Source organism: Yinghuangia sp. YIM S10712 (assembly GCF_051388935.1).
Taxonomy (GTDB): Bacteria; Actinomycetota; Actinomycetes; order Streptomycetales; family Streptomycetaceae; genus Yinghuangia.
In genome coordinates this window covers 940,712-964,593 of the sequence record NZ_JBPKBI010000001.1, presented here as the reverse complement: position 1 = coordinate 964,593, position 23,882 = coordinate 940,712, and the positions used below count along the sequence as shown (strand labels likewise).

Annotated in this window: 23 protein-coding genes; 9 read left to right on the top strand and 14 right to left on the bottom strand. The window is 68.9% G+C overall.

The window, feature by feature from the left end; all coding sequences use genetic code 11:
- Positions 1-135: 135 nt before the first annotated feature.
- Both ACRX5W_RS04505 and ACRX5W_RS04500 read right to left on the bottom strand, forming a co-directional pair.
- Positions 136-453, bottom strand: a complete 318-nt coding sequence (locus ACRX5W_RS04505; protein WP_436786562.1) for a hypothetical protein — start codon at positions 451-453, stop codon at positions 136-138.
- Between the two features lie 358 nt (positions 454-811).
- Entirely contained in the window at positions 812-1,438 is a 627-nt protein-coding gene (locus ACRX5W_RS04500) for a SigE family RNA polymerase sigma factor (protein ID WP_436786561.1), read from the bottom strand.
- A 178-nt stretch (positions 1,439-1,616) separates the two neighbouring features.
- Between ACRX5W_RS04500 and ACRX5W_RS04495 the strand changes: the two genes are divergently transcribed.
- From ACRX5W_RS04495 to ACRX5W_RS04475, 5 genes are all read left to right on the top strand, one after another.
- Complete coding sequence (locus tag ACRX5W_RS04495) at positions 1,617-2,291, top strand: response regulator transcription factor (RefSeq protein ID WP_281475360.1); 675 nt, start codon at positions 1,617-1,619, stop codon at positions 2,289-2,291.
- The gene (locus ACRX5W_RS04490; protein ID WP_436786560.1) at positions 2,288-4,219 is read left to right on the top strand and encodes an ATP-binding protein; all 1,932 of its coding nucleotides are present in this window, start codon (positions 2,288-2,290) and stop codon (positions 4,217-4,219) included. Before ACRX5W_RS04495 ends, ACRX5W_RS04490 begins: the two co-directional genes overlap by 4 nt.
- Positions 4,216-4,887 carry a hypothetical protein gene (locus ACRX5W_RS04485; protein WP_436786559.1) on the top strand — a complete coding sequence of 224 codons (672 nt, stop codon included), beginning with the start codon at positions 4,216-4,218 and terminating at the stop codon, positions 4,885-4,887. Before ACRX5W_RS04490 ends, ACRX5W_RS04485 begins: the two co-directional genes overlap by 4 nt.
- Before the next feature lie 161 nt (positions 4,888-5,048).
- The gene (locus ACRX5W_RS04480; RefSeq protein ID WP_436786558.1) at positions 5,049-5,255 is read left to right on the top strand and encodes a PspC domain-containing protein; all 207 of its coding nucleotides are present in this window, start codon (positions 5,049-5,051) and stop codon (positions 5,253-5,255) included.
- Positions 5,256-5,365: 110 nt separating this feature from the next.
- Complete coding sequence (locus tag ACRX5W_RS04475; protein WP_436786557.1) at positions 5,366-6,352, top strand: trypsin-like serine peptidase; 987 nt, start codon at positions 5,366-5,368, stop codon at positions 6,350-6,352.
- Positions 6,353-6,488: 136 nt separating this feature from the next.
- Here ACRX5W_RS04475 and ACRX5W_RS04470 read toward each other — a convergent pair whose 3' ends face one another.
- The 4 genes from ACRX5W_RS04470 to ACRX5W_RS04455 form a co-directional block, all read right to left on the bottom strand.
- Complete coding sequence (locus tag ACRX5W_RS04470) at positions 6,489-6,962, bottom strand: hypothetical protein (protein WP_436786556.1); 474 nt, start codon at positions 6,960-6,962, stop codon at positions 6,489-6,491.
- Positions 6,963-7,151: 189 nt separating this feature from the next.
- Entirely contained in the window at positions 7,152-8,273 is a 1,122-nt protein-coding gene (locus tag ACRX5W_RS04465; protein WP_436786555.1) for an adenosine deaminase, read from the bottom strand.
- A gap of 144 nt (positions 8,274-8,417) precedes the next feature.
- Positions 8,418-9,512 (bottom strand): methyltransferase domain-containing protein, encoded by a 1,095-nt coding sequence (locus ACRX5W_RS04460; RefSeq protein ID WP_436786554.1) that lies wholly within the window; start codon positions 9,510-9,512, stop codon positions 8,418-8,420.
- A gap of 202 nt (positions 9,513-9,714) precedes the next feature.
- Positions 9,715-10,248, bottom strand: coding sequence for a hypothetical protein (locus tag ACRX5W_RS04455; protein WP_436786553.1), 534 nt, complete (start codon positions 10,246-10,248; stop codon positions 9,715-9,717).
- Positions 10,249-10,377: 129 nt separating this feature from the next.
- On the opposite strand from ACRX5W_RS04455, the gene ACRX5W_RS04450 reads away from it, so the two are divergent.
- A complete protein-coding gene (locus ACRX5W_RS04450) occupies positions 10,378-11,223 on the top strand; it encodes a helix-turn-helix domain-containing protein (RefSeq protein ID WP_436786552.1) in 846 nt (281 codons plus the stop codon).
- Positions 11,220-11,411 carry a DUF397 domain-containing protein gene (locus ACRX5W_RS04445; RefSeq protein ID WP_436786551.1) on the top strand — a complete coding sequence of 64 codons (192 nt, stop codon included), beginning with the start codon at positions 11,220-11,222 and terminating at the stop codon, positions 11,409-11,411. The genes ACRX5W_RS04450 and ACRX5W_RS04445 overlap by 4 nt, the downstream gene beginning before the upstream one ends.
- 304 nt (positions 11,412-11,715) lie before the next feature.
- On the opposite strand, the gene ACRX5W_RS04440 is transcribed toward ACRX5W_RS04445, so the two are convergent.
- Entirely contained in the window at positions 11,716-12,813 is a 1,098-nt protein-coding gene (locus ACRX5W_RS04440) for a LysR family transcriptional regulator (RefSeq protein ID WP_436786550.1), read from the bottom strand.
- Positions 12,814-12,876: 63 nt separating this feature from the next.
- Between ACRX5W_RS04440 and ACRX5W_RS04435 the strand changes: the two genes are divergently transcribed.
- Positions 12,877-14,148, top strand: coding sequence for an MFS transporter (locus ACRX5W_RS04435; protein WP_436786549.1), 1,272 nt, complete (start codon positions 12,877-12,879; stop codon positions 14,146-14,148).
- Positions 14,149-14,163: 15 nt separating this feature from the next.
- On the opposite strand, the gene ACRX5W_RS04430 is transcribed toward ACRX5W_RS04435, so the two are convergent.
- Positions 14,164-15,432: a M20 metallopeptidase family protein gene (locus tag ACRX5W_RS04430; protein ID WP_436786548.1), complete on the bottom strand. Its 1,269-nt coding sequence runs from the start codon at positions 15,430-15,432 to the stop codon at positions 14,164-14,166.
- A gap of 777 nt (positions 15,433-16,209) precedes the next feature.
- Here ACRX5W_RS04430 and ACRX5W_RS04425 point away from each other — a divergent pair.
- Positions 16,210-16,782, top strand: coding sequence for a Uma2 family endonuclease (locus ACRX5W_RS04425; protein ID WP_436786547.1), 573 nt, complete (start codon positions 16,210-16,212; stop codon positions 16,780-16,782).
- A gap of 128 nt (positions 16,783-16,910) precedes the next feature.
- Here ACRX5W_RS04425 and ACRX5W_RS04420 read toward each other — a convergent pair whose 3' ends face one another.
- The 6 genes from ACRX5W_RS04420 to ACRX5W_RS04395 all read right to left on the bottom strand — a co-directional run bounded on the left by ACRX5W_RS04420 (position 16,911) and on the right by ACRX5W_RS04395 (position 23,717).
- A complete protein-coding gene (locus tag ACRX5W_RS04420) occupies positions 16,911-17,678 on the bottom strand; it encodes a hypothetical protein (protein WP_436786546.1) in 768 nt (255 codons plus the stop codon).
- Positions 17,679-17,756: 78 nt separating this feature from the next.
- A complete protein-coding gene (locus tag ACRX5W_RS04415) occupies positions 17,757-19,043 on the bottom strand; it encodes a thymidine phosphorylase (protein ID WP_436786545.1) in 1,287 nt (428 codons plus the stop codon).
- A gap of 135 nt (positions 19,044-19,178) precedes the next feature.
- The gene (locus tag ACRX5W_RS04410; protein WP_436786544.1) at positions 19,179-19,568 is read right to left on the bottom strand and encodes a cytidine deaminase; all 390 of its coding nucleotides are present in this window, start codon (positions 19,566-19,568) and stop codon (positions 19,179-19,181) included.
- A gap of 2 nt (positions 19,569-19,570) precedes the next feature.
- Complete coding sequence (locus tag ACRX5W_RS04405) at positions 19,571-20,884, bottom strand: ABC transporter permease (RefSeq protein ID WP_436786543.1); 1,314 nt, start codon at positions 20,882-20,884, stop codon at positions 19,571-19,573.
- Entirely contained in the window at positions 20,884-22,194 is a 1,311-nt protein-coding gene (locus tag ACRX5W_RS04400; RefSeq protein ID WP_436786542.1) for an ABC transporter permease, read from the bottom strand. Before ACRX5W_RS04400 ends, ACRX5W_RS04405 begins: the two co-directional genes overlap by 1 nt.
- A complete protein-coding gene (locus ACRX5W_RS04395) occupies positions 22,191-23,717 on the bottom strand; it encodes an ABC transporter ATP-binding protein (protein ID WP_436786781.1) in 1,527 nt (508 codons plus the stop codon). Before ACRX5W_RS04395 ends, ACRX5W_RS04400 begins: the two co-directional genes overlap by 4 nt.
- Positions 23,718-23,882 lie beyond the last annotated feature (165 nt).

The window sequence follows — 23,882 nt, the reverse complement described above, 5'->3', positions numbered from 1 at the left end:
CCCATCTCTTTGTCGCTTGTGTGTCCGGGAACGCGGCCCGGCGGCGATGCCGCGCCGCGCGGAAGTGCCTTCTGCTTCGGGCCTGTTACCAAACCTCCGCCTGCGGCAGGGCCGGCCCGCGGACCCGCCGGCCGATCAACCGCCCAGCAGCTCCTGGAGGTTCGTCCCGCCCGCGAGCTCTCCGGTGAGGAACGAGGTGCTCACCGGCAGGTCGCCGACCTGGGTGCCGACCGCGTTGTCGATCGGGTTGAACCCGGTCCCGGCAAGGGGGTTGAGCGCCGCGGTCATGACCGGGCCGACCGTGGCCGGAACAGCCGCGCCGAGCGCCGGCTGCACCTGTACGGGGGCCAGGGAGACCGCCGGAGTGGCGGCGCTCGCCGACGAGGCACCGGCGCCGAGGGCGGCGGCGGCCCCGATCGACACGGTCATCACGGTACGCAGAGCCGAAGCCATGGCGGGTCCTTCCGTACAGGCCGAACGGTACGCGGCCGGCACACGCAGACCGCCGCGGGCACACACAGCACCCGAATAACCACGCAGGGTAGCGAAGTTCACCGGCCCAGGGCAAAACGGCGGCGATTCGCCACAGAACCGCCGTGCCACGGAACCAAATCCGTCACAGTGCCGTCCTCATCCGCGTAACCCCGCAACCGAAGGAACCACCGCACCGGCGCCGCGCACCAACCCGGGAAACGACGAAGTCCCGGGCCGGTCCGACGGACCACACCCGGGACTCCAGGTCCCCATCAAGCCCCCCCGGACCGATGTGAACACTCGACGTCGCGCAGCACCCGCCCATGCGGGCAACGGGTCAGGCGACGAGCTCCGCGAACGCCTCGTCCGCGCCGAAGCTCAGCGCCTCGTCCTCGCGCAGCCGGCGCAGCGCGCGCCAGATGCTGCTCTTGACGGTGCCGACCGAGACACCGAGGACCTCGGCGACCTCGGGGTCCGTCCGGCCCTCGTAGTAGCGCAGCACGAGCATCGTGCGCTGCGGCTCGGGCAGCTTGGCCAGCGCCGACCACAGCACCGCGCGCAACTCCGTGTCGCCCATCGAGTCCGAGCCGTCGGGGCGCTCGGGCATCTCCTCGGTCGGGTACTCGCCGATGCGGCGGCGACGCCAGGCCGATATGTGGAGGTTCGTCATCGTGCGGCGCAGGTAGCCGCCGAGCGCGGCCTTGTCCTGGATGCGGCCCCACGCCTGGTAGGTGCTCATCAGGGCGCTCTGCAAGAGGTCTTCGGCCTCGTTGCGGTCCCCGGTCAGGTGGTACGCGGTGGCGAACAGCGCCGAGCGGCGCTCCCGCACGTACGCCGTGAAGTCGTCGTCGATGCTGCCGGTGTCCTGCACCGCGACGCGCGACGCCGTCCCCCCGTCGCTCGGCACCGCGGCCAGCGCGACGACCGTACGGCGATTGTCCTGGCGTTCGATCTGTGACTGCATGGTTCCTCCCCCAACACCTGCTCCAACGCGAGCTTCGTTCACGGGGACAACTTTGCTGGTCGGGCTTCATCGGACCGTCCCCCCCGTGTCACAGATGTGCAACAGGGCCCCAGCCCTGCGAACCGCGTAACGCAGCCCCGTGTTCTTCCCACCCGTGACGTCAGACACAATGGCTCGCGTGCCCTACCTGTTGCTGATCGAGGATGACGAGGCCGTACGCACCGGCCTCGAACTCGCCCTGGGCCGCCAGGGTCACCGCGTGGTGACCGCAGCCACCGGCGAACTCGGCTTGGAGCGGTGGCGTGAGCAGCGCCCCGACCTGATCGTGCTGGACGTGATGCTGCCCGGCATCGACGGATTCGAGGTGTGCCGGCGGATCCGCCGGACCGACTCGCTGCCGATCATCTTGCTGACCGCGCGCAACGACGACATCGACGTCGTGGTCGGGCTGGAGTCCGGAGCGGACGACTACGTCGTCAAGCCGGTCCAGCCACGCGTGTTGGACGCGCGGATCCGAGCCGTTCTGCGCCGCGGCGAGCGCGAGGTGTCGGACGCGTCGGTGTTCGGCGACCTGGTGGTCGACCGGAACGCGATGATCGTGACGAAGGGCGGCGAGGAGTTGTCGCTCACGCCGACCGAGTTGCGGCTGCTGGTCGAGTTGAGCAGGCGTCCCGGACAGGCGTTGTCCCGGCAGCAGTTGCTGCGGCTGGTCTGGGAGCACGACTACCTCGGCGACTCGCGGCTGGTCGACGCGTGTGTGCAGCGGCTGCGCGCCAAGGTCGAGTTGGTGCCGTCCGCACCGACGCTCATTCGCACCGTCCGGGGCGTGGGTTACCGCCTCGATCCGCCGTGACGGCGACCTCGCGGAAGCCGTCGCGTCCCCGCCCGCACCGGCCCGTCCTCGCGCGGATCGGACACGCGCTGCGGCTGAGTTCGCTGCGTGTGCGCATCCTCGCGGTGTTCGCGATCGTCGCGTTGATCTCGGCGGTCGCGGCGTCCGGGATCGCGTACTGGCTGACGCGCAACGCGGTGTTGCAGCGTGCGCAGGACTCGGTCATCAAGGAGTTCCGCGACGGGTTGGGCCGGGCGTCGGAGAACCTGCCGCCGAACCCGAATTCGGAGCAGCTTGCGGCTGCCGCGGCGCAGTTGCGGGGGACGAGCTTCGGGTACGAGGTGGTGCTGGTCGGCAACGGCGACTCGGCGCCGCGTACCGGCGAGTTCACCGTGGCCGACGTGCCTGCGGACCTCCAGGAGGTCGTGAACACGCCGGACTCGCGGGGCGAGTACCACATGTACTTCCAGCGCGTGAACATCGACGGCGAGCCGTATCTGATCTGCGGGACGAAGGTCGTCTCCAGCGCGGAGGGCGTGCCCGACGGCCCGACCGGCTACATGTTCCAGTCGCTGCGTGCCGAGCAGACCGACCTGACGTCACTCGCCCGCTATCTGACGACCGGCGCGGTGCTCGCGCTGGGTGCCGCGGCGGTGTTGGCCCTGGTCGGCGCGCGGCACGTGCTGCGTCCGGTACGGCGACTCGGTGACGCCGCGCGGCAGTTGGGGGCGGGCCGCCTGGACACCCGCCTGGATGTCAGCGGGTCGGACGAACTCGCGGATCTGGCGAGGACGTTCAACGACGCCGCGGAGAAGCTGGAACGCAGCGTGACCGAGTTGCGCGCGTTGGAGGCGTCGTCCCGGCGCTTTGTCGCGGACGTCTCGCACGAACTGCGTACGCCGTTGGCGGCGATGACGGCGGTGAGCGAACTTCTCGAAGAGGAGGCGGACTCGCTCGGCGAGCAGGGCGCGCCCGCCGCGCGGCTGGTGGTCGCCGAGATCGACCGGCTCGCGACGCTGGTCGAGGACCTGATGGAGGTCTCGCGGTTCGACGCGGGGACGGCCGCGCTGATCCTGGACGACGTCGACATCGCCGACCTGGTGACCGCGTGCCTCGACGCCCGCGCGTGGATGGACGCGGTGGACCTGCGCTCGCCGCGCGGCATCGTGGCCCGCGTCGACGCGCGGCGCCTCGACGTGATGGTGTCCAACCTGGTCGGCAACGCGCTGCGGCACGGCGGGTCGCCGGTCACCGTGGAGATCCGCCGCGAGCCGCGCGCGCACGCACCCGGGGTGTTGGTCGAGCCGGGGGCGGAGGATCTGGTGATCGACGTCTCCGACACCGGACCGGGCATCCCGGAGGACGTGCTGCCGCACGTGTTCGACCGGTTCTACAAGGCGGACAGTTCGCGGGCCCGCTCGGAGGGCAGCGGGCTCGGGCTGTCGATCGTCATGGAGAACGCGCGTATTCACGGCGGCACGGCGCGGGCTTCCAACGTGCCGGGCGGCGGGGCGAAGTTCAGTCTGCGGCTCCCGCTGGTTCCGCCGGCCGACGACGACCGGGGTATGGGAGGCGATCCGGACGCCGAGCTTTGGGAGCCGGACCCGAACGACCCGGACCCGGGCGTGTGGCCGGACGAGGACTTCGGTACGGACGACGCGGGGCTCGGCGGTCGCAGGAACGGCTCGTCCGATAAGGCGGCCGAGTCAGGCTCGGTTTCGGCGGCCGACGACTCGCACACCCCGCAGGACGCGGGCTCGGACAACGGCACCGGCACCGGCACCGCGCAGACGGCCGACCACGCGTCCGCGGCCGACACGGGTGATGCCGCAGGCGGCGACCCGGACCCCTCGCGGGGCGACGGCACAGAAGGCGCCCCCGCAGGTCCGGCCGACGCCGCGGACCGTGACGCGTTCCCCGAAACCCACAACCGGGGAGGTTCACGGTGACCGCCCGCCGTTTTCCCGTACTCCCGGGGCGGGACGCGAGGGCCCGGCCCCCGCGTCCCGTGCTCGCGCTGATCGTCGCGCTGGGCGCGGTGCTGCTGGTCGCGGGCTGCGGCATCCGGGCGACCGAGGGGCCGATCAACGCGGGTGATCCCGCGAGACGGCCGTCGACGCAGGGCAACACCGCCTCGCCCGGCACCGCCAACCACGCGATCTATCTGATCCGTGACGGGCGTCCGCAGGCGGTGCAGCGCGGCGGCGCGGTCGTGCTTCCCACGCCCGCCCGGAACACGATGCGCCCGACATCGCCGCACGACCCGGAGCGTTGGTCGCTGATCGTCCGGCTGCTGCTCGAACTCGGGCAGGGCCCCAGCGCCGACGAGGCCGCGCAGGGGTGGAGCACCGCGCTGCCGCCGGGCGGTGTGAAGCCGGCCGATCCGCTGCCGAACGATCCCGTGGAGCTCGTGCGCCTCGACCTGGCCTCGCTCGACGCGCTTGACCCCCTCGCGCTCGGGCAGATCGTGTGCACGCTGCAACATGCGGCCAAGTCGCATCCGATCAGCTTCGGCGCGCGGCAGGGGCCGGGCGTGGCGCAGGACTGTGCGGCGTTCGGCAGCACGCCCGCGGCGCCGCCCACGGCGGCCCGGACGGCGGCGACACCCACCCGGTAGGGCGGATCCCCGAGGCGACCCCTACGCCGTTCGGATGAGTCCCCGACTCCGTCGGGCGCAGCCGGAGTGCGGCCGTGAGGAGGACGGCAGAGCGATGAGTGCGACGTACCTTCGAAAGGGAGGCGGTGCGATGGACGCACCGCGCCGAGGAGGCACCCGCCATGTCGATGTACGCAGCGCCGCGGAGCGCCAGGCTGACACGTCCGCGCGAGGGCAGGATGATCGCCGGTGTCTGCGCCGGCATCGCCAACCGCTTCGGCTGGTCCCCGACCGGCGTCCGCATCGCCTTCGTGGTGTCGTGCCTGCTGCCCGGCCCGCAGTTCCTGCTCTACCTGGCCTTGTGGATCGTCCTTCCGAAGGAGCGGTGACGCGGGGCCCCGGGTGCGGCGACGGCGCCCGCCCGGGGGATCGGGCCTGCGCTTATCATCCGAACGGCGGATGGACGGCGTAGGCGAGGGGGGGAGGCCCGGTGGGGCCGGTGCACCAGAGGAACCGGATCATCACGCTGTCCGTGTCGGGCGGCGTGCTGGTCACCGTGCTGGGGCTGTTCCTCAGCGGGATGTTGGCGATCAAGGCGGGCGAGACGTCCGCGATGTCGTCGAAGCGGTATTCGGACCAGGAGATCGACGACACCAACCGCTTCTGGGACGACGAGGGCAACGTCGGGGAGGCCAAGCCGGTCGGACCGCAAGGCGTCGAGGCGCCTTCGTCGCCGAATTTCCGGCCCCCCGAGACGGTCCAGGCCCAGCTCGTCGACGAGCCGTACGACGAACCGGAGAAGGCGATCCGGGGGAAGATCATCTTCGTGACGCCGGAAGGCCCCGCGGAGTGCAGCGGGACGGTGGTCGACCACCCCAGCGGCAACATGGTGTGGACGGCCGCGCACTGCCTGCACGGAGGCCGCGGCGCCGACTACTACAAGCGCATCTCGTTCATCCCGGGCTACGACGGCAAGGCCGAGACCTCGGCCGAGGCGATGCCGTTCGGCCGCTGGCCGGTCCGCGAGGTGTCGGTGCCCGACCAGTGGATCAGCGACGCCGACCCGGAACGCGACAGTGTGGCCTCACCGTTCGACTTCGGGGCGTTCATCGTCGAACCGCCTTCGGGCAAGGGGTCGTTGCAGGAGGAGTTGGGGACGAGCGCGCCGATCATGTTCAACGCGCCGCGCAACCTGACCGTCGAGTCGTACGGGTATCCCGGCGAGGAGCCCTACGACGGCAGCCGGTTGTACACGTGCAAATCGCCGACCACCGACTTCCAAAATGACGGCTGGCCCGATCCCGCGATGCTGTGGATGGGCTGCACGATGACCGCGGGGTCCAGCGGCGGAGGATGGTTCGCCGAGATCGAGGGCCGCCTCTATCTGGTCAGCAACATATCGCTGGGCATCACGCTGCGAACGGCGAAGACGATGACCGGGCCCTACCTCGGCAACGCGGCACACGAGTTGTACGACGGTTTCTGACCCTGCCGCAGCTTTCTGTTTTCATCCTTGCGAGTGAACCGGCGTAGCTCCGGCTCGGGCACTCGCCGCCGCACACGCGAAAGCCGCCGGCCGCGTCGCGAGGGAACGACGCGGGCCGGCGGCGGGGGCTGCGCTGTCAGCCCACGGCGCCGAGCACGCCCGAGAGACCGGGCAGGCCGGGCAGGCCAGGCAGGGCGGAAGTGACGGAGCTCGCCGCGCCGGTGACGCCCGGCAGGCCGGGAACGCCCAGGTCGGGGACGGCGGGAAGGGCCGGCTGGCCGGTCGCGTCGGCGGCGCCGGGCATACCCGGGATGCCGGGAAGGCTCGGCGTCCCGGAAGGAACGGACGGCAGCATGCCCGTGGGCAGCGTCTCCATCGGCAGCGTCTGCTGGGCCGTGTCGCCAAGGCCGCCGGTGATGGTGTCGGCGCCCAGCGTGTCGGTCACCTGGCTGACGGGGAACGGACCGATGCTGCCGGCGTTCTCCTCGGCCACCTTCGGGACCGTCGGCAGTGGCGCCGCGTGGTCGTCGGCGAGCGCCGGAGCCGCGGCCCCGGTGACGATCGCCGCGCCGAGCCCGGCTGTTACTGCAACCTTGCGTACCGATCCCATGTGCACCCCAATTTCCGGACATGGCTTCACGCCACGTAATAACTTGCGTACGAAACGTAGCGAACGCGGGGCGTCGGGCGCAAAACCGCAAGCGGCAGGCGGGTTTCGGTTTCGGACCGGCCAAGACGGCCTGGCCGCACAGGTGTTCGCACGTGTGCGCACGGGCTCGCGCACCCGATGCAGCGGGGGTCAGGACCGCGGGAACAGCCACTCCGAACGCAGCGCGGCGTAACCCGGCTTGATCACTTCGTTGATCATCGCGAGGCGTTCGTCGAATGGGATGAAAGCGCTTTTCATCGCATTCACCGTGAACCACTGCATGTCGTCGAGGTCGTACCCGAACGCCTCGACCAGGTGCTCGAATTCGCGACTCATCGAAGTTCCGCTCATAAGCCGGTTGTCGGTGTTGACGGTGACCCGGAAGTACAGTCGGCGCAGCAGGCCGATGGGGTGGTCGCCGTACGAATCGGCAGCGCCCGTCTGGAGGTTCGACGTCGGGCACATCTCCAGCGGAATGCGCTTGTCGCGGACGTACGCCGCGAGCCGGCCGAGCCTGACTCCGCCGTCGTCGGACACGGTGATGTCGTCGATGATGCGGACGCCGTGGCCCAGGCGGTCCGCGCCGCACCACTGCACGGCCTCCCAGATCGACGGCAGGCCGAACGCCTCGCCCGCGTGGATCGTGAAGTGGAAGTTCTCGCGCTGGAGATACTCGAACGCGTCGAGGTGGCGCGTGGGCGGATGCCCGGCCTCGGCGCCGGCGATGTCGAAGCCGACGACGCCCTGATCGCGGTACCGGATGGCGAGTTCGGCGATCTCGCGGGAACGCGCCGTGTGACGCATCGCGGTCAACAGCGCGCCGACCTTGATGCGGTGGCCGCGGGCCGAGGCATTGCGCTCACCGAGCCGGAAGCCTTCGTTGACGGCGGCCACGACCTCGTCGAGCGTGAGACCGCCTTGGAGATGCTGCTCGGGGGCGTACCGGACTTCGGCGTACACCACGCCGTCGGCAGCGAGGTCTTCGGCACATTCGATGGCCACCCGGATCAGGGCCTCACGGGTCTGCATGACCGCGCAGGTGTGCGTGAAAGTCTCCAAGTAGCGTTCGAGTGACCCGGAATTCGCCGCCGCGCGGAACCAGTCGCCGAGCGCGTCGGGGTCGGCGGACGGCAGTTGGTCGTAACCAACCGCCGCGGCGAGTTCGACGATCGTGGCCGGACGCAGGCCGCCGTCGAGGTGGTCGTGGAGAAGAACCTTCGGCGCCCGGCGAATGTGCTCGGCCGAGGGCGAGACGGCGTGTTGGCTGTGCATGGGGAGACTGTAAGTCCTACGCGCGTAGAAGGCATCGGAATTCGGACCGTGGCGCCGCGCGCCGGGCCTCGGACACGGTCACCGCCGGGTGCGGGAAAGCCCCGTCCGCATCGGCCATCGCGACACGGACGGGGCCGGGTCGGCTCAGCCCACAGTCCAGGATTCGCCTTCGGGGTCGTCGAGCCATGCGCGCTTCTCGTCGTCCCGAAGGGTCAGCCCGAACCGTTTCGGCTCGGGTCGGCCCCTGGCCACCCACCAGCTTCGGGCTTGCTCCACCTCGTCCCAGAGGGAACGCGGACCGGACTGGACGATGTCGGGCGCGGTGTCCTCACCGAACGCCGCGACGGCGACGGACCGGTCCCGGGTCGAGTAGAGCCAGATCGAGACGCTCCCGTCGTCATCCTCGGCCGTGGCCAGGACGCAGTCGGGCACCCTCAGGCCGACCGCGAACGCCCCGTCATCCTCGATGACCTGCCTGGCCTCGGACAACGTCGGCCCGCTGTCCGAGCATCGGCCGGAATCCGTCCATCCCGGTGGCGCGTAGCTCGCGTGGCCGTCGAACCTGAGCCGCTGAGAGCGCATTTTCATGAAAGACAGACCCGCGCCGAAGCGGCCGGATGCTGTTCCGTCGTCGTCCACAACGAGCGTGAGCAGCCGGTCGTGCGGCGTGTAGTCCGTACCCCAGGGCATCACGATGCGTGCCCCGGGTGCGCATTGCCGCACCCAATGCCGTGGGACGACGCGGATCCCACAGGTGACGTGGATGCGCTGGTACGGCGCCCCTGCCGGCCACCCTCGGAAACCGTCGCCCGTGACGACCTCCACGCCCTTTACACCTGCGCGTGCCAGGTTGTCGCGGGCGGTCCGGGCAAGGTGTTCGTCCACTTCGACGGTCACGACGGAGCCGGTGGGACCGACGATTTCGGAGAGCCGGGCGGCCGTGTAACCGGTGCCGGTTCCCACATCCAGGACGTGCATGCCCGGAGCCGCCGCGACGGCTTCGAGCATCGTCGCCACGGCCTTGGGCATCGACGCCGACGACGACGCAAGCCGGCCGGGCTCCGGGCCGACGTGCGCACCGTCGTCCCACTGGGTCACCAACGGGACATCGGCGGCCACGGCGGCCTCCCACGCCTCGGGGGCCGTGGCCCTGTCGACGGCGGAACCGTAGGTGTCGGTCTCGGTGTCGAAGGGCCACACCACATCGGGAATGAAGTCCCGTCGTTCGATGGTCGTCACGGCTTCCGGTGCTTTCCGTCGTCCTTCTTCTCCTTGTGCGTGTCGGGGCTCGGAGGGACGGGCGGACTCGGTTCTTTCCTGGGGGTCTGGTCCTTGTGCTTCAGCTGGGGCATCGTGTGATTCCTTTCCGTGCGATGTCGGTTGGGTGGGGCTGTGCGGCGCGAAGTCACTCGGTTCCACTGCGACCTGCACCCTGGTTCCCTCAGCCGGCGTCCGGCTGTCGCAAGTACGGACGCGGGAGGGAGTCATAGGCCGGGCTGAGCGCGTTCGGGCCGTGGTCGGCGTCGCGCATGAACAGCCCTTCGGCGGCGGCTTGTTCGATGTCGGCCTGCTGCTGCGCGGTGCGTGCCATGTCCAGGTCTCGCAGCGAGACCGCCGAGTGCGGGACGAGCCACCAGGCTCGCGAGTAGTCGATTTCACGCCGTACGAAGCGGCGTGTGGCGATGTCGAACAACATTGCATCCCGCATGTGTTCGCAGTAACTGGTGAACGTCTCGCGTACGCGGTAGCGGAGTGTGCGGGCGTACACCGTGCCTCGCTGCATCGCGAAAGCCGCGTGGGTGGTGTCCGTCCCCCACGCGAGGAGCACGACGAGCGGGGGCTTGAACGGCCTTGTGCGTCGGGCGAGTTGATCGAGATAGGCGCGTGCGTCGGGCGTCGGCGTGAGAACTGCGGTGTACGGCCGTGCGAGGGGCGCGTTGTCGTCGTGGCCGTGGCTGTCGTCTACCGCGTGCATGCCGGACCTTCCCTCGCAGACTCTGAGCGCGTTTACTCTTTGTGCTCACAGCTTGACTCTCCGGTCGTACTCTTGGGAGTGACGGACCGTCCCAAGTTGTGGCGGGATTGCGTCCCATGGTTCGGCGGGATGAAGGGGGATGACGTGCCGCGGTTTCGATCGAACGAACGGGGCGACGGGGCGAAACGCCGCCATCGCTACGGCCAGGCCATCCGCGCCCAGCGCGAGCGACGCGGCATGAGCGTCGCGGATGCGGCCGAGGTGTTCGGCTACTCGACGTCGGCATGGTCGAGGTACGAGAACGGCAGTCCGATTCCGCCGAGTCTGCCCGCGCAGTTGGACGAAGCGTTCGGGACGCACGGGATGTTCGTCGTGCTGTGGGAGATGGTCAAGGAGGAGGCGCACCCGGACCGGTACCAGGACTACATGCGGGAAGAAGCTCGCGCGCTTGAGATCTTCGAGTACGCGCCGTACTGGATTCCGGGTTTATTGCAGACAAAGGCGTACGCACATGCCGCGCATGCGGCAACCACACCGGACGCGACTGCTGACGAGATCGAGTGGAAGATCGCTCTTCGCATGGACCGACAGGAACGCCTGCGCGGTGATGATGCTCCGTTCCTGTCGGCTGTCCTGGACGAAGCGGTGATCCGTCGGGTGATCGGCGGCCCCGAGGTGATGCGGGATCAACTCGCGTCACTGTTGCCGCTCGTGGACACGCGCCACTCGATGCTCCAGATCGCGCCGTTCGCCCGTGGCGGGCGGAGCACGCTCGGCGGTCCTCTGATCGTGCTCACGCTGCCGGACGGCGGGCGTATGGCTTATCTGGAGGGGATGGTCAACGGGCAGATCCTTGATGACCCTTCGGCGGCACGCGCCTATCAACGGGCCTACGATCGGCTACGAGCCGAAGCCTTGACCCCTGGGGAGACGGCGGACTTGATCACGGCGGCAATCAAGGAGTACGAGCCATGACACAAATAACGCATGACGCGTGGCGCAAGTCGTCGTACAGCAACACCGACGGCGGCGCGTGCGTCGAGGTGGCCAGTGGCTTCCCCAATGTTGTCCCCGTCCGTGACAGCAAGGACGTGACCCGTGGGTACTTCGCGGTGTCGACTGCGTCCTGGTCGGCTCTGACGGAGTCGATCAAGCAGCTGTAACGCATTGGAGCACGGTCCCGACTCGAACACGGGTAGAACGCGATGACCTCTACGTCATTTCGTGTGGTCGGAGACCGTACGCGGCACGCTCGGGGTCCGGCCAACGTTCCCGAGGTATGGAAGGGCCGGGCGGGAGCGGGGGCTTCGTCCGGTTACCGCTGAACATGCGCAGCCGGACGGGTTCTGTATCCCGACCGGATGGTGACCGGCGACCACCGCACAGTCTTTGCGGCCACCGCGCACGTGGTACCCGGGAGGGATCTCGGCTGCGGCACTCAGCCGGTGCGCGTGCCGGTGAAGCGCGTCACGGCTGATTCAGCAGACTCCCCCGACGGCCGAGGACGAACTCGCGGAACAACCGCACCGGTTCCGTCTCCGCCCGGTCGCGCAGCCAGGCCAGCCCGATCGTGCGGTACGCGCGCGGCGCGCTCACCGCGAGTTGCACGGTACCCGGACGCGGAACCTCGGGCGCCGGCAGCAACGCCACACCGAGCCCGGCCGCGACCAGGCCTCGCAAGGTCTCAGCCTCCTCCCCCTCGAACGCGACGCGCGGCACGAACCCCGCCTCCGCACACAGCGCGTCGGTGATCCGCCGCAAACCGTAGCCCGGTTCCATACACACAAAGCGCTCGTCCGATGCCTCGGCGAGACGTACCCGTCTGCGCGACGCAAGCCGGTGATCGGCCGGGACCACCAGGTACAGCCGCTGCTCGTCCAGGGCGCGTACCGCGAGGACCGGGTCGTCGGGGAGCGGCGAGACGAGGCACATGTCCAGTTCCCCCGCCCGCACCCGCTCCAGCATCGCCGAGCCCGCGTCCTGGACGAGCGAGAACCGAATACCGGGGTGGTCGGCGCGAAAATCGCGCAGCAGCCCGGGGACGGCCTCGGCACCCATCGTGTGCACGAAACCGAACGCGACCTTGCCGCGCGTCGCGCTCACATCGCCCCGGATCTCGCCGCAGGCCTCGTCCAGCCGATCGAGCATCGGCTCGACGGCGGCGAGGAGGGTATGGCCCTGCGGAGTGAGGCGTACTCCCCGACCGGTCCGCACAAGCAGCGGCGCGCCCAGCTCGTCTTCAAGCTTGGCCATGGTCCGGCTCAGCGTCGGCTGCGGAATGCCTAGAGCCTCCGCCGCACGCGTGACATGCTCCGCCTTCGCCACAGCGACGAACTGCACCAGCCTGGGCACGAGCGCGGCGACGGGATTGGACTCATCCCCGAGCCCCGCCCCACCACGACGCCGCTCGCCCCCGACCCCGCCCCCGCCGAGATTGACCGCCCGCTCCCGCCCGGTGTCCCGCGAAATCCGGCCACCGCTCTGCCGGTCGTCCGCAGCGGTTGTAACAGGATTTTCGGGTTGCGTACGCGCTTCGGCCCGCCCTGACCTGCTGTCATGCTTCATGGCATCAATCATCGCCGTTTGATGTATTGGACGCATGATTGGGGCGGTCGTAGGTTCACATACATGTCCGCGTCCACCGCATCAGGAACCGCCGTCCCCACTCCTCACCCCCCGACTCGGCACGCACTCGGCTCGCCCGGCTACCGCCGCGTCAATCTCGCGCTGTTCCTGGCCGGATGCGCGACGTTCGCGATGCTCTACACGACGCAGACGCTTCTCCCCCAGCTCTCCGACGCGTTCCATCTGACACCGGCCCAAGCGAGCATGTCGGTGTCGGTGGCGACCGGCGCCCTGGCGCTCGCGGTGATCCCGGTGAGCATGCTGTCCGAACGCTGGGGACGCACGCGCATCATGACCATCTCGGTCTTCTCCGCCGCGCTGCTGGGCGTACTGGCCGCCTTCGCCCCGGACTTCGGGACACTCGTCACGCTCCGCACCCTCCAAGGCGTGGCCCTCGCAGGTTTGCCCGCCACAGCCATGGCCTACCTGGCCGAGGAGGTCGAGGGCACGTCGCTTGGCGCCGCGATGGGCCTGTACGTCGCGGGCAACAGCGTCGGCGGCATGGGCGGCCGGCTCATCACCGGCGTGGCCGGCGATCTGGGCGGCTGGCGTACGGCCCTGCTCACGGTGGGCGTGGTCGCGCTCCTCTGCGCGGTCGCCTTCCGCCTCCTGGTGCCCGCGTCCCGGAACTTCCGCGCGAACCACGACGGCAACCGCGCCGCCGTGTCTGCTCTTCGCACGCACTTGGCCGACCCCACCCTGCGCCGCCTGTACCTGCTCGGCATGCTCTTCATGGCGGCGTTCGGAACGATCTACAACTTCATCGGCTACCGCCTGCTCGCCGAGCCCTTCGGCCTCCCGCAGGCCGTCGTCGGTGCAATCTTCGCGATCTACCTCGCCGGGACCGCGAGTTCCGCTTTCACGGGCCGCCTGGTCGGCCGCCTCGGCCACCGCCGAACCCTGTGGGCGGCGGCAGCGGTGACCTCGCTCGGCGCGCTCCTAACCCTCCCGAACCACCTCGTGGTCATCGTCCCGGGCCTGATCATCCTCACCGTCGGCTTCTTCGCAGGCCACACCGCCGCGAGCGCCGCAGTCGGCCTGCGCGCAAAGCACGGACGTGCCCAGGCATCAGCCCTGTACGTCGCCGCCTACTACCTCGGCAGCAGCCTGGGCGGACCGCTGGGTGGCGTGGCTTACAACAACATGGCCTGGCCGGGAGCCGTGCTGTTTGTTCTTCTGGTATGCGCCACAGCGGCTTTGGCCACGAACCACCTGCGCCCGCCGACGACGACAAACGCCTCCGAACGCCCCCGTTCCGCCGTCCGGGCCGCCTGAACTCGGCGGCCATGCCTACTTGGTGCGTTCAAGTTGGCGTTCGGGTCCGCGGTTGCCGGGGTGCCCGGACAAACCGGCAACACCCAGAGCGGCGTAGTGGACTGCCGCGTACATTGACGCGTGCGGGTGTACGTCGAATTTCGCCGTATGCAAACCGGGGTACCCGTCGAGCTTTTTGCCGCGCGGCACGACGCCCAATTGCGTGTAGTGCAGTTCGGGCGCACCCTCAATCCCGGGGACGCCGGTCCCGTAATAAGCCATGTCGTCGCCACCGGTTGAGCCTGGGAATTCCTTGACAGCTTTACGGCCGACCTCCGCGGCCAGCACCCTGTCGACATGCTGCTTGGCCCAAGGCGTGTTGATGACGGGCGGGATGTCCAAGCTGAGCTTCAGCGTCCCCCTGAGCTTGTATTCGTCCATTTTTCGATTGAACATGTCCGCAAGTTGCTCCCGAGAATCCTGGTGCGCTTCAACCGTCGACGAACGCACAGTCGCCTGCACCGACCCGTTCGGCGGCGTCGCGTTCGTCGCGCCGCTGACAAATTCGATACCGGTCCAGCCCAGGATCGGAGGCTGGTCCTCGCCTGCGTGCAGCCCGTTGAACTCCTCGTTCATCTTGACCAGGATCGTCGGGCCGATCAATCCGAGGTTCGACGAGGCCTCAGGACGGGCGCTGTGACCTTGCTCGCCCTGGATTTCTCCCTGCATCAGTAGGTGGCTGAACTGCGTGAGTCCCTCGCGAGTGGCGTATTCTCCGACGTAATATTCGGGCCAAGAATGCAATCCGAACGCAGCCTTGACATTCCGCAGCACACCATCCCGACGGACCATCGCCTCCGCGCCGCCGTTGCCTGCCTCCTCCGCAGGTTGGAAAACCAGGCGAAGCTTGTTCGGCAAGCCCTTCTCGTAGTCGTAGCGTTTGAGAATGGCGGCGGCGTGGACAAGGCCTGCGGCGGTGACGTCGTGGCCGCAGGCATGCATGACGCCCTGTTTCTCCGACTTGTAACGAGCGTTGCCCTGCTCGGTGATTTTCAGGGCGTCGATGTCGCTACGCAGCAGAACGACGTCTCCATCGGACGGGCCGATCTCTGCAACGACCCCGAAACCGGTGTTGGAGACGCGTGCGTCCACCCCGAATGAATCGAGCGCGTTACCGATGCGCTCCGTTGTCTCGCGCTCCTGCCAGGCCAGTTCCGGGTTCCTGTGGAGGAGTTCTCGGAATTCGCGGATCTCCTCGCGCCGTTCCCATGCGGCGCGGAAGATCGGCCCCCGGGTCTCTGCCATGGATACGCCCCTCGGTCGGCTGCCCGAATGCCTGCGGCACATCGGCGTCTTCGACGTATTCCGTCGGCTTGGGCAGCGCACGGTTCGGGCCGGGCGGGCTGCCCTCCCGATCGGTGTCGGTGGGCGTGTCCCAAGCGCCCACGCCGTGAGCCCGTCAGCCCTGCGGGCGGTCGGGTGGCAGCGACGGCGGAAGGTACGGCCGCTCTTCCTCGACCGGTGGACGAGGCCGTCCCATCAGCCACAGGCTCCCGCGGCGCGGATTCGCCACCGGCGGTGTGGCTCACCACTCACACCAGCCACATCAGACGGTTTTGATAACTCGAAGCGACTGCGCTCACTTAAGCAATTCTGACCACTCAAGTAACATCCGACTGGTTGCCGGGCTCGTTGAGGCGTGATGTGGATACTGGGGTCAATGCGGACGCTCGCCGACGCGGCAATCGAAACGTCAGACGGTCGCGTTCAGCCCCCTGAGCTCGGCCCCGCCACCACCGATCCCCAGCGTCAGCCGTTCTTGAGCGCCCCGCGCATCTTCTCCGCCTGGAGGTCCAGGAGTTCGCGTTCGGGGAAGGTCACTTCCCTTGTCTCCTGGTCGAGGTTGAGAAGATCGCCTGGAGGTCGCCCACACGGACGATGGCGTAAGCGGTGGGGATGGTGTCGCGCGCGGCGAATCCCACGGCGTTGAGGGGGCAAGGCCGTCGGCGGGCTGGGCACAACCGGAGCGGCACACCCTGGACACGCGCATTGCTACCGTGGACTGCGAACCGAGGAGTGGCTATGAGCGTTTTGCCCGAGTGGATGTATCCGCCGAATCCCGGTGGCTGGACCGCGGACGACCTCGACCTCCTGCCCCCCGAGGCGCCCCGGCACGTCGAACTGATCGATGGAGCACTGGTCTTCATGATGGCTCCGCAGCGGAGCTTCCACACCAGAGTGATGTTCAACCTCTGCTACCAGTTGATCGACCAGGCGCCGCCCGGAATAAGCGTCGAGCAGGAGATGGCCGTCAAGCTGGGCAAGCGCAACCGCCCGGAGCCCGACTTGGTCGTGGTCACCCCGCCCTATCAAGCCGACCGGACCTACTACCTGCCTCAGGACGTCCTCCTCGCCGTGGAGATCGTCTCGGACGAGTCCGCGGAGCGCGACCGGGACACGAAGCCCCGCAAATACGCACAAGCCGGCATCCCGCACTACTGGCGTGTAGAAGAGGACAAGGGGCAACCTGTGGTCCACGTCTTCGAGTTGGAAGTCACGACGGCTACGTACGTGCCCACAGCCATCGAGCGCAGCGTTCTGAAACTGACGGTCCCGTACCCGATCGACATCGATTTGTCGCTGCTGACGCGATAGTCGGCCCGGTCGGTTTTTACTCGCTCCCCTCGAAGCCAGGAGAAGTCGAAGGTTCGCAGTGGGCAACCGCGCGGAACCCGTGATTTCTCTGGCTTCGCGTCGGGACGCGAACTGGAGACAGGTTTCGTTCAGTTCTTGAGCGCCGCTCGCATCTTTTCCGCCTGGAGATCCAGGAGTTTGCGGTCGGGGAATTCCGCTTCCCTTGTCTGCTGGTCGAGGTTGATGAAGATCGCCAGGAGGTCGCCGACGCGGATGATGGCGTAGGCGGTCGGAATCGTGTCGCCTTCCGCGGAGGTGGTCAGTTCTATGCCCGCAGTCGCGTCGGCGCTGCTCTTCAGCGTTTCTTGGCGGGTCTCGTACGTGACCGTTTGGGTCGTACCGGGCGCGTCGGCAGTGAACTTCTCGCAGTCCGCGAGGGCGTCGACGCCGTCGTTCATGAACTTCTCGGCGTCGCCTGGGGCATAGGACGCGAGCAGGATGACGTTGATCTGGCTTTCCTGGCCGTCGAACTCGTACCGGTTCGATGCGTGGCCCTCGTCCCGGCCCTTGTTGACACCGCCGGCCAGCAGGTCGAGGACCGGCTGGCAAGCCTTTTTGTCCGCGACGGCCTCGTTGTCACTGGGCGTGAAGGAGCTCACGGTGACCTGGTCCGCCATGTCGTCCTGGGTGAGGATGACGGATTCGAGCCGGTTGTCGGTGGCGCCTGAGCTGCCGGTGGGGGATTTCGCACCGGTCGGCTTGGGTTTCGCGGACGACGAAGCGGACGAAGACGGGCTGTCCGACTCCATCGAGTCCTTGATCGAGCCGCTCCCGCCGCCGCAGGCCGTCGCCAGGAGCAGAGCGGACGAAACGGTCACCGCCGCAAGGAATCTGCGGGGGCGGGGTATTGCGGCCATGGGCGGCACCTTTGCGGCAGGGGCGCCACCGCATGTGGCGCAAGGGCGGTCAGGGTATCGACCGCCTGTGCATGCCCTTCAGGTGGTCGGGGTGATGCGGTCGATGATGAGTGGCCGGTGGTGGTTGGGGGTGCCTTCGGGGGCGATGTCGAAGGCGCTGGTCACCGGCTCCATGGCGTAGGGGAAGCGTTCCGGGGTGTCGGTGTGGAGGGTGAGCAGGGGGTCCCCGGTGCGGATCAAGTCGCCGGGCTTGGCGTGGAGTTCGATGCCGGCGGCGGCCTGGACTGGTTCTTCCTTGCGGGCGCGGCCCGCGCCGAGGCGCCAGGCGGCCACGCCGATGGCGTAGGCGTCGAGGCGGGTCAGCACACCGGATTCCAGTGCGGTGACGACGTGCGACTCACGTGCGGTGGGGAGGGGGGCGTCGGGGTCGCCGCCTTGGGCGGTGATCATGCGGCGCCAGACGTCCATCGCGGAGCCGTCGGCGAGGGCGTCGGCGGGGTCTTTGGCGTCGACTCCGGCGGCGGTGAGCATTTCGCGGGCCAGGGCGAGGGTCAGCTCCACGACATCCGCAGGGCCTCCTCCGGCCAACACCTCGACGGATTCGCGGACTTCGAGGGCGTTGCCGGCGGTACGCCCGAGCGGCGTGGACATGTCGGTGAGGAGAGCGACCGTACGCACGCCGTGTGCCGTGCCCAACTCCACCATCGTGCGGGCGAGTTCGCGGGCGTCGGCGAGGTCCTTCATGAACGCGCCCGAGCCGACCTTGACGTCGAGGACCAGCGCGCCGGTGCCTTCGGCGATCTTCTTGCTCATGATCGAACTGGCGATCAGCGGGATCGATTCGACGGTCCCCGTGACGTCGCGCAGCGCGTACAGCTTCTTGTCGGCGGGGGCGAGGCCGTCGCCGGCCGCGCAGATCACGGCGCCGACCGACTCCAGCACGGCGAGCATTTCGGCGTTGGACAGGGTCGCGCGCCAGCCGGGCACGGACTCCAGCTTGTCGAGCGTGCCGCCGGTGTGGCCGAGGCCCCGGCCGGACAACTGCGGCACGGCGACCCCGCACGCGGCCACGAGCGGCGCGAGCGGCAGCGTGATCTTGTCTCCGACGCCGCCGGTGGAGTGCTTGTCGGCGGTCGGCCGTGTGAGGCCGGAGAAGTCCATGCGTTCGCCGGAGGCGATCATCGCGTCGGTCCACCGGCTGATCTCGCGGGCGGTCATGCCGTTGAGCAGGATCGCCATGGCCAGCGCCGACATTTGCTCGTCCGCGACCTCGCCGCGCGTGTAGGCGTCGACCACCCAGTCGATCTGATGGTCGGTCAGCTCGCCGCGGTCGCGCTTCGTACGGATGACGGAGATGGCGTCCATGGGTCGGCGTTGCTCCTCGGGTCGGCGAACGTGGCGGAGGGGGCTGAGTGGGCGGCGGCGGCTGCCCCAGCGAGCGGAGAGGTGCCGCAGGTCAACGGGGGGCCGAGTCGCGGGGTGGGGCGGAGTCGGCGCAAGTCAGCGCAAGTTGTCGGGGCCGAAGGCGTCCGGCAGCACCTCGCGCATCGGCCGGATGCCCGACACGGTGTCCACGAGCAGGTCCGGGCCGCCGTGTTCCCACAGGAGTTGGCGGCACCGGCCGCACGGCATCAGCACCGCCCCGTCGCCGTCGCAGCACGTGAACGCGACGAGGCGCCCGCCGCCGCTCGCGTGCAGTGCGCTGACGAGTCCGCATTCGGCGCACAGGGTCATGCCGTACGACGCGTTCTCCACGTTGCAGCCGACCACCGTGCGCCCGTCGTCGACCAGCGCGGCGGCGCCCACCGGGTAGTTCGAGTAGGGCGCGTAGGCGTGCGCCATGGCCCGGTGTGCGGCCTCACGCAGCGAAATCCAGTCGATCTCCGTCACGATCACGCTTTCTGATAGGGCTTGTTCGCGGCGGCCGGCGGGCGGATTCGGCCGACGAGGCCGGCGACCGCGAAGACGGTCACAACGTACGGCAGCATTTGCAGGAACTCCGACGGGATCGGCGTCCGGAGCGTTTGCAGCGACGTCGCGAGTGCCTTGGAGAAGCCGAAGAGCAGTGCGGCGGCGACCGCGCCGAGCGGGCGCCAGCGTCCGAAGATGACCGCGGCGAGGGCGATGTAGCCGGAGCCGGAGGCCATGTCCTTGCTGAATGTGCCCACGGTGCCGATGGTCAGGAACGCGCCGCCGATGCCCGCGATGCAGCCGGCTCCGGAGACGTTGAGGTAGCGCGTGCGGTTGACCCTGATGCCGACGGTGTCCGCGGCGGTCGGGTGTTCGCCTACCGCGCGGGCGCGCAGGCCCCACCGGGTGTGGAACAGCGCGAGGTGGACGAGGGCGACCAGCGCGTACATCAAATAAACGATCGCGTTGACGTCGAACAGCACCGGGCCGAGGACGGGGATCTCGGACAGGCCCGGGACCGCGTGGTTTTGGAAGACGCCCGGGTTGTTGTATTTGTCGCTGTCGGGGCGCAGCAGTTGCGAGTACAGGAAGCCCGTCATGCCCGCCACCAGCAGGTTGATGACGACACCGAGGACGACCTGCTCGACGAGGTAGCGGACCGCGAACACGGCGAGCAGCGCGCCGACCAGGCCGCCGGCGACCGCTCCGGCGGCGAGTCCGGCCCACAGCGAGTCGGTGATCGACGCGACGAGTGCCGCGGCGAACGCGCCGGAGAGGAACTGTCCTTCGATGGCGATGTTGACGACGCCGGAGCGCTCGCCGATGACTCCTGCCAGTGCGCCGAGGATCAGGGGTGTGGCGGCGAGCATGGTGTTCTGGAGGGCGCCCGCGAACGACATCTGCTTGCCGGCGACCGCCCAGCACAGGAAGGCGGCGACGAAGGCGGCGACGAACACCGTGGTGGTGAGCCGCCGCGCGAGTTTCGACGCGTCCAGGGCGATGCGTGCGGCTCCGGCTGCCATGCAGACCACCGACATCGCGATGGCCGTGGCGCGCGCGGGGACTTCGAGGTCGCCGACTTCGGGTCCGGAGCCGGTGACGGTCATGCCGAACACCGCGTCGGTGCCGCTGTCGGTGCCGAGGCCGAACGCCCACAGGGCGTAGGCGCCGACGAGGATGAAGCCGGTTCCGGTGATCAGTGCGCGTCGGCGCGACGCGTCCCGCAGTGCGCGGGCGGCGGCGTCGGCCGCCTCGTTCGGCGCCTGCGCGCCGGGAGTGACGAGCGTTTGCGACATCAGACGGCCTCCGCCCCTGCGGTTTCCTTCGCCACCAGGCTTCCTTCGCCGCCCTTGTGGGCTCCTTTGAGGCGGAAGATCGTACGGACCAGCGCCGGTGCGGCGACACACAGCACGATGACCGCCTGGATGACCGTGACGATGTCGATGGACACCTGTGCCGACGCCTGCATGCGGGAGCCGCCGGCCTGCAGTGCGCCGAACAGCAGCGCCGCGAAGACGATCCCGAGCGGCTTGGTGCGGCCGAGGAGCGCGACGGTGATCGCGGTGAAGCCGAGTCCGGCGTCGATGGTCTGGGTGAGCTGGTGGCCCGCGTTGTAGGGGCCGGCGACCTGGGACACGCCGATCATTCCGGCCATCGCCCCGGCGAACACCATGGCGATGATTTGGGCTCGCCCGACGCTCATGCCCGATGTGCGGGCGGCTTCGGGGTTGGCGCCGACCGCGCGGAGTTCGAATCCGACGACCGAGCGGTTGAGGAGCCACCAGTAGAGCAGGACCGCGGCAAGGGCCAGGACGATGCCGAGGTTGATGCGCAGTTCGTCCCCGAACAGCCGGGGCAGCAGGGCGGTGTCGTGCATCGGTTTGCCGATGGGCTGCGGCTGGTTCGGTTGGCGGAAGGAGTCGGTGGTCAGCAGCCACGACAGGAAGAACACCGCGATGTAGTTGAGCATGATCGTGACGATCACCTCGTGCGCGCCGAACCGGGCCTTGAGGACGCCGGCGAGGCCCGCGTAGATCGCCCCGCCGAGCAGGCCGCCGATGATCACGACGATCAGGTGGAGGCCGGCCGGCATCTCGAACTGGAAGCCGACCCATGCCGCGACGATCGCGCCCGCGATCAGTTGGCCCTGCGCGCCGATGTTGAACAGGCCGGCGCGGAAGGCGACGGACACCGCGAGGCCGCCGAAGATGAGCGGGGTGGCCTGGGAGACGGTCTCCGAGATCGGGTTCAGGATGTAGGGCGCGTAGTTGCTGTCGAAGGTGCCCGGGTCGACGATCGAGCCTTTGAAGAGCGCGACGTACGCGTCCGAGACGAGGTCCCACGACGCGGACAGCGCGTCGGTCGGGTCGTCGAAGAAGTACGCGTACTTGTCGAGGACGTCCTGGTTGGACAGGATCATCAGGATCGCGCCGACCGCGAGGGCGAGGAAGATCGCGAGGGTCGTGACGACGGCGGAGTTGCCGGTCACGATGGCGTCGATGATCGCTTTTCCGTGGGACGGTTCCTCCGGCCGGCGGGTGCGCGGGGCGGCGGTGTCCGGGTCCTGCGGGGCGCCGGCTTTGCCGCTTTCGGGTGTCTCGTTCATGCGTTGTCCTCCTCCCCGGCGTCCGGTCGCGGTGTGCCCGGCTTGTCGACGTCGACCCGGCCGCCGCATTCGGCGAGCGTGTCGGGGTCGTCCACGCCTGCCATGAGCAGGCCGAGTTGTTCGCGGGTCGCGGTGGGCGGCACGATGCCCACGATCCGGCCGCGGTACATCACGGCGATGCGGTCGGCCAGGGCGGCCACTTCGTCGAGTTCGGTGGAGACGATGATGACGGGGGTGCCCACGTCGCGTTCGGCGACGATGCGCTGGTGGATGAATTCCATCGCGCCGACGTCGACTCCGCGGGTGGGTTGGGAGGCGATGAACAGCCGCAGCGGGCGGGACATTTCGCGGGCGACGACGACTTTTTGCTGGTTGCCGCCGGACAGCGTGGCGGCGGGCGCGTCGATGGAGTGGGTGCGGATGTCGAATTCCGCGACCCTGTTGTAGGCGTTCTTCCGCACGGCTTTGGGGTTGACGGCCACGCCGCCGCCGAACGGCGGTCGCGTGACCAGGTCCAGGACCAGGTTTTCGGCGACGGTGAACTCGCCGACGATGCCGTCGTGTTGGCGGTCCTCAGGGACGAACCCGACGCCGGCGTCGAGTGTCTTGCGCGGACTCATGGCGGCGAGGTCCCGCCCGTCGAGGCGGATCGACCCGGCTGCGGGGCGGCGCAGCCCGAGGATCGCCTCGGTCAGTTCAGTCTGTCCGTTGCCCTGTACCCCGGCGATGCACAGGATTTCGCCGTCGCGCAGCGTCAGGCTGACGTTGTCGACGCGGACGGCTCCGGTTTCGTCGAGGACGGTGAGGTTGTCAAGTTCGAAGCGCACGGGGCCGGGGTTGGCGGGTCCTTTGTGTACGACGAGTTCGACCGGGCGTCCGACCATGAGCGACGCGAGTTCGGCTTCGGAGGCGTTCGGGTCGGCGCTGCCGACGACTTTGCCGCGCCGGATGACGGTGATGCGGTCGGCGACCTCTTTGACCTCTTTCAGTTTGTGCGTGATGAAGACGATCGCGTGCCCGGATTCGCGCAGCGCGCGCATGACGCGGAAGAGTTCCTGCGTCTCCTGGGGCGTGAGGACGGCGGTGGGTTCGTCGAGGATGAGGATTTTGGCGTCGCGGACCAGGGCCTTGAGGATTTCGACGCGCTGCTGGAGGCCGACGGGGAGGTCTTCGACCATGGCGTCGGGGTCGACTTCGAGGCCGTATTCGGCGACCAGGTCGAGGACTTTCCGGCGCGCCCTGCGGCGGTCGAGCCGGCCGAGCGGGCGGGTTTCCTCGTTGCCGAGCATGACGTTCTCGGCGACGGTGAAGACCGGCACGAGCATGAAGTGCTGGTGCACCATGCCGATTCCGGCGTGGATCGCGTCGCCTGCGGTCTTGAAGGTACGCGGCTGCCCGTCGAGGACGATCTCGCCCGAGGTGGGTTCGTAGAGCCCGTACAGGACGTTCATCAGCGTCGACTTGCCGGCGCCGTTCTCGCCGAGGAGGCAGTGGATTTCTCCGGGTTCGACGGTGAGATCGATGTGGTCGTTCGCGACCAGGGATCCGAACCGTTTTGTGATCCCGCGCAGTTCGAGCTTCAGCTTTGGGTCACCTCCTCAGCGGGCGCGTTGCCCCGGGCGGCGGGGCAGGCGAGGGTGGTCGGGGGTCGGGGGCGGGGGCGGGTGTTGCCGGCGGCAAGCGCACGG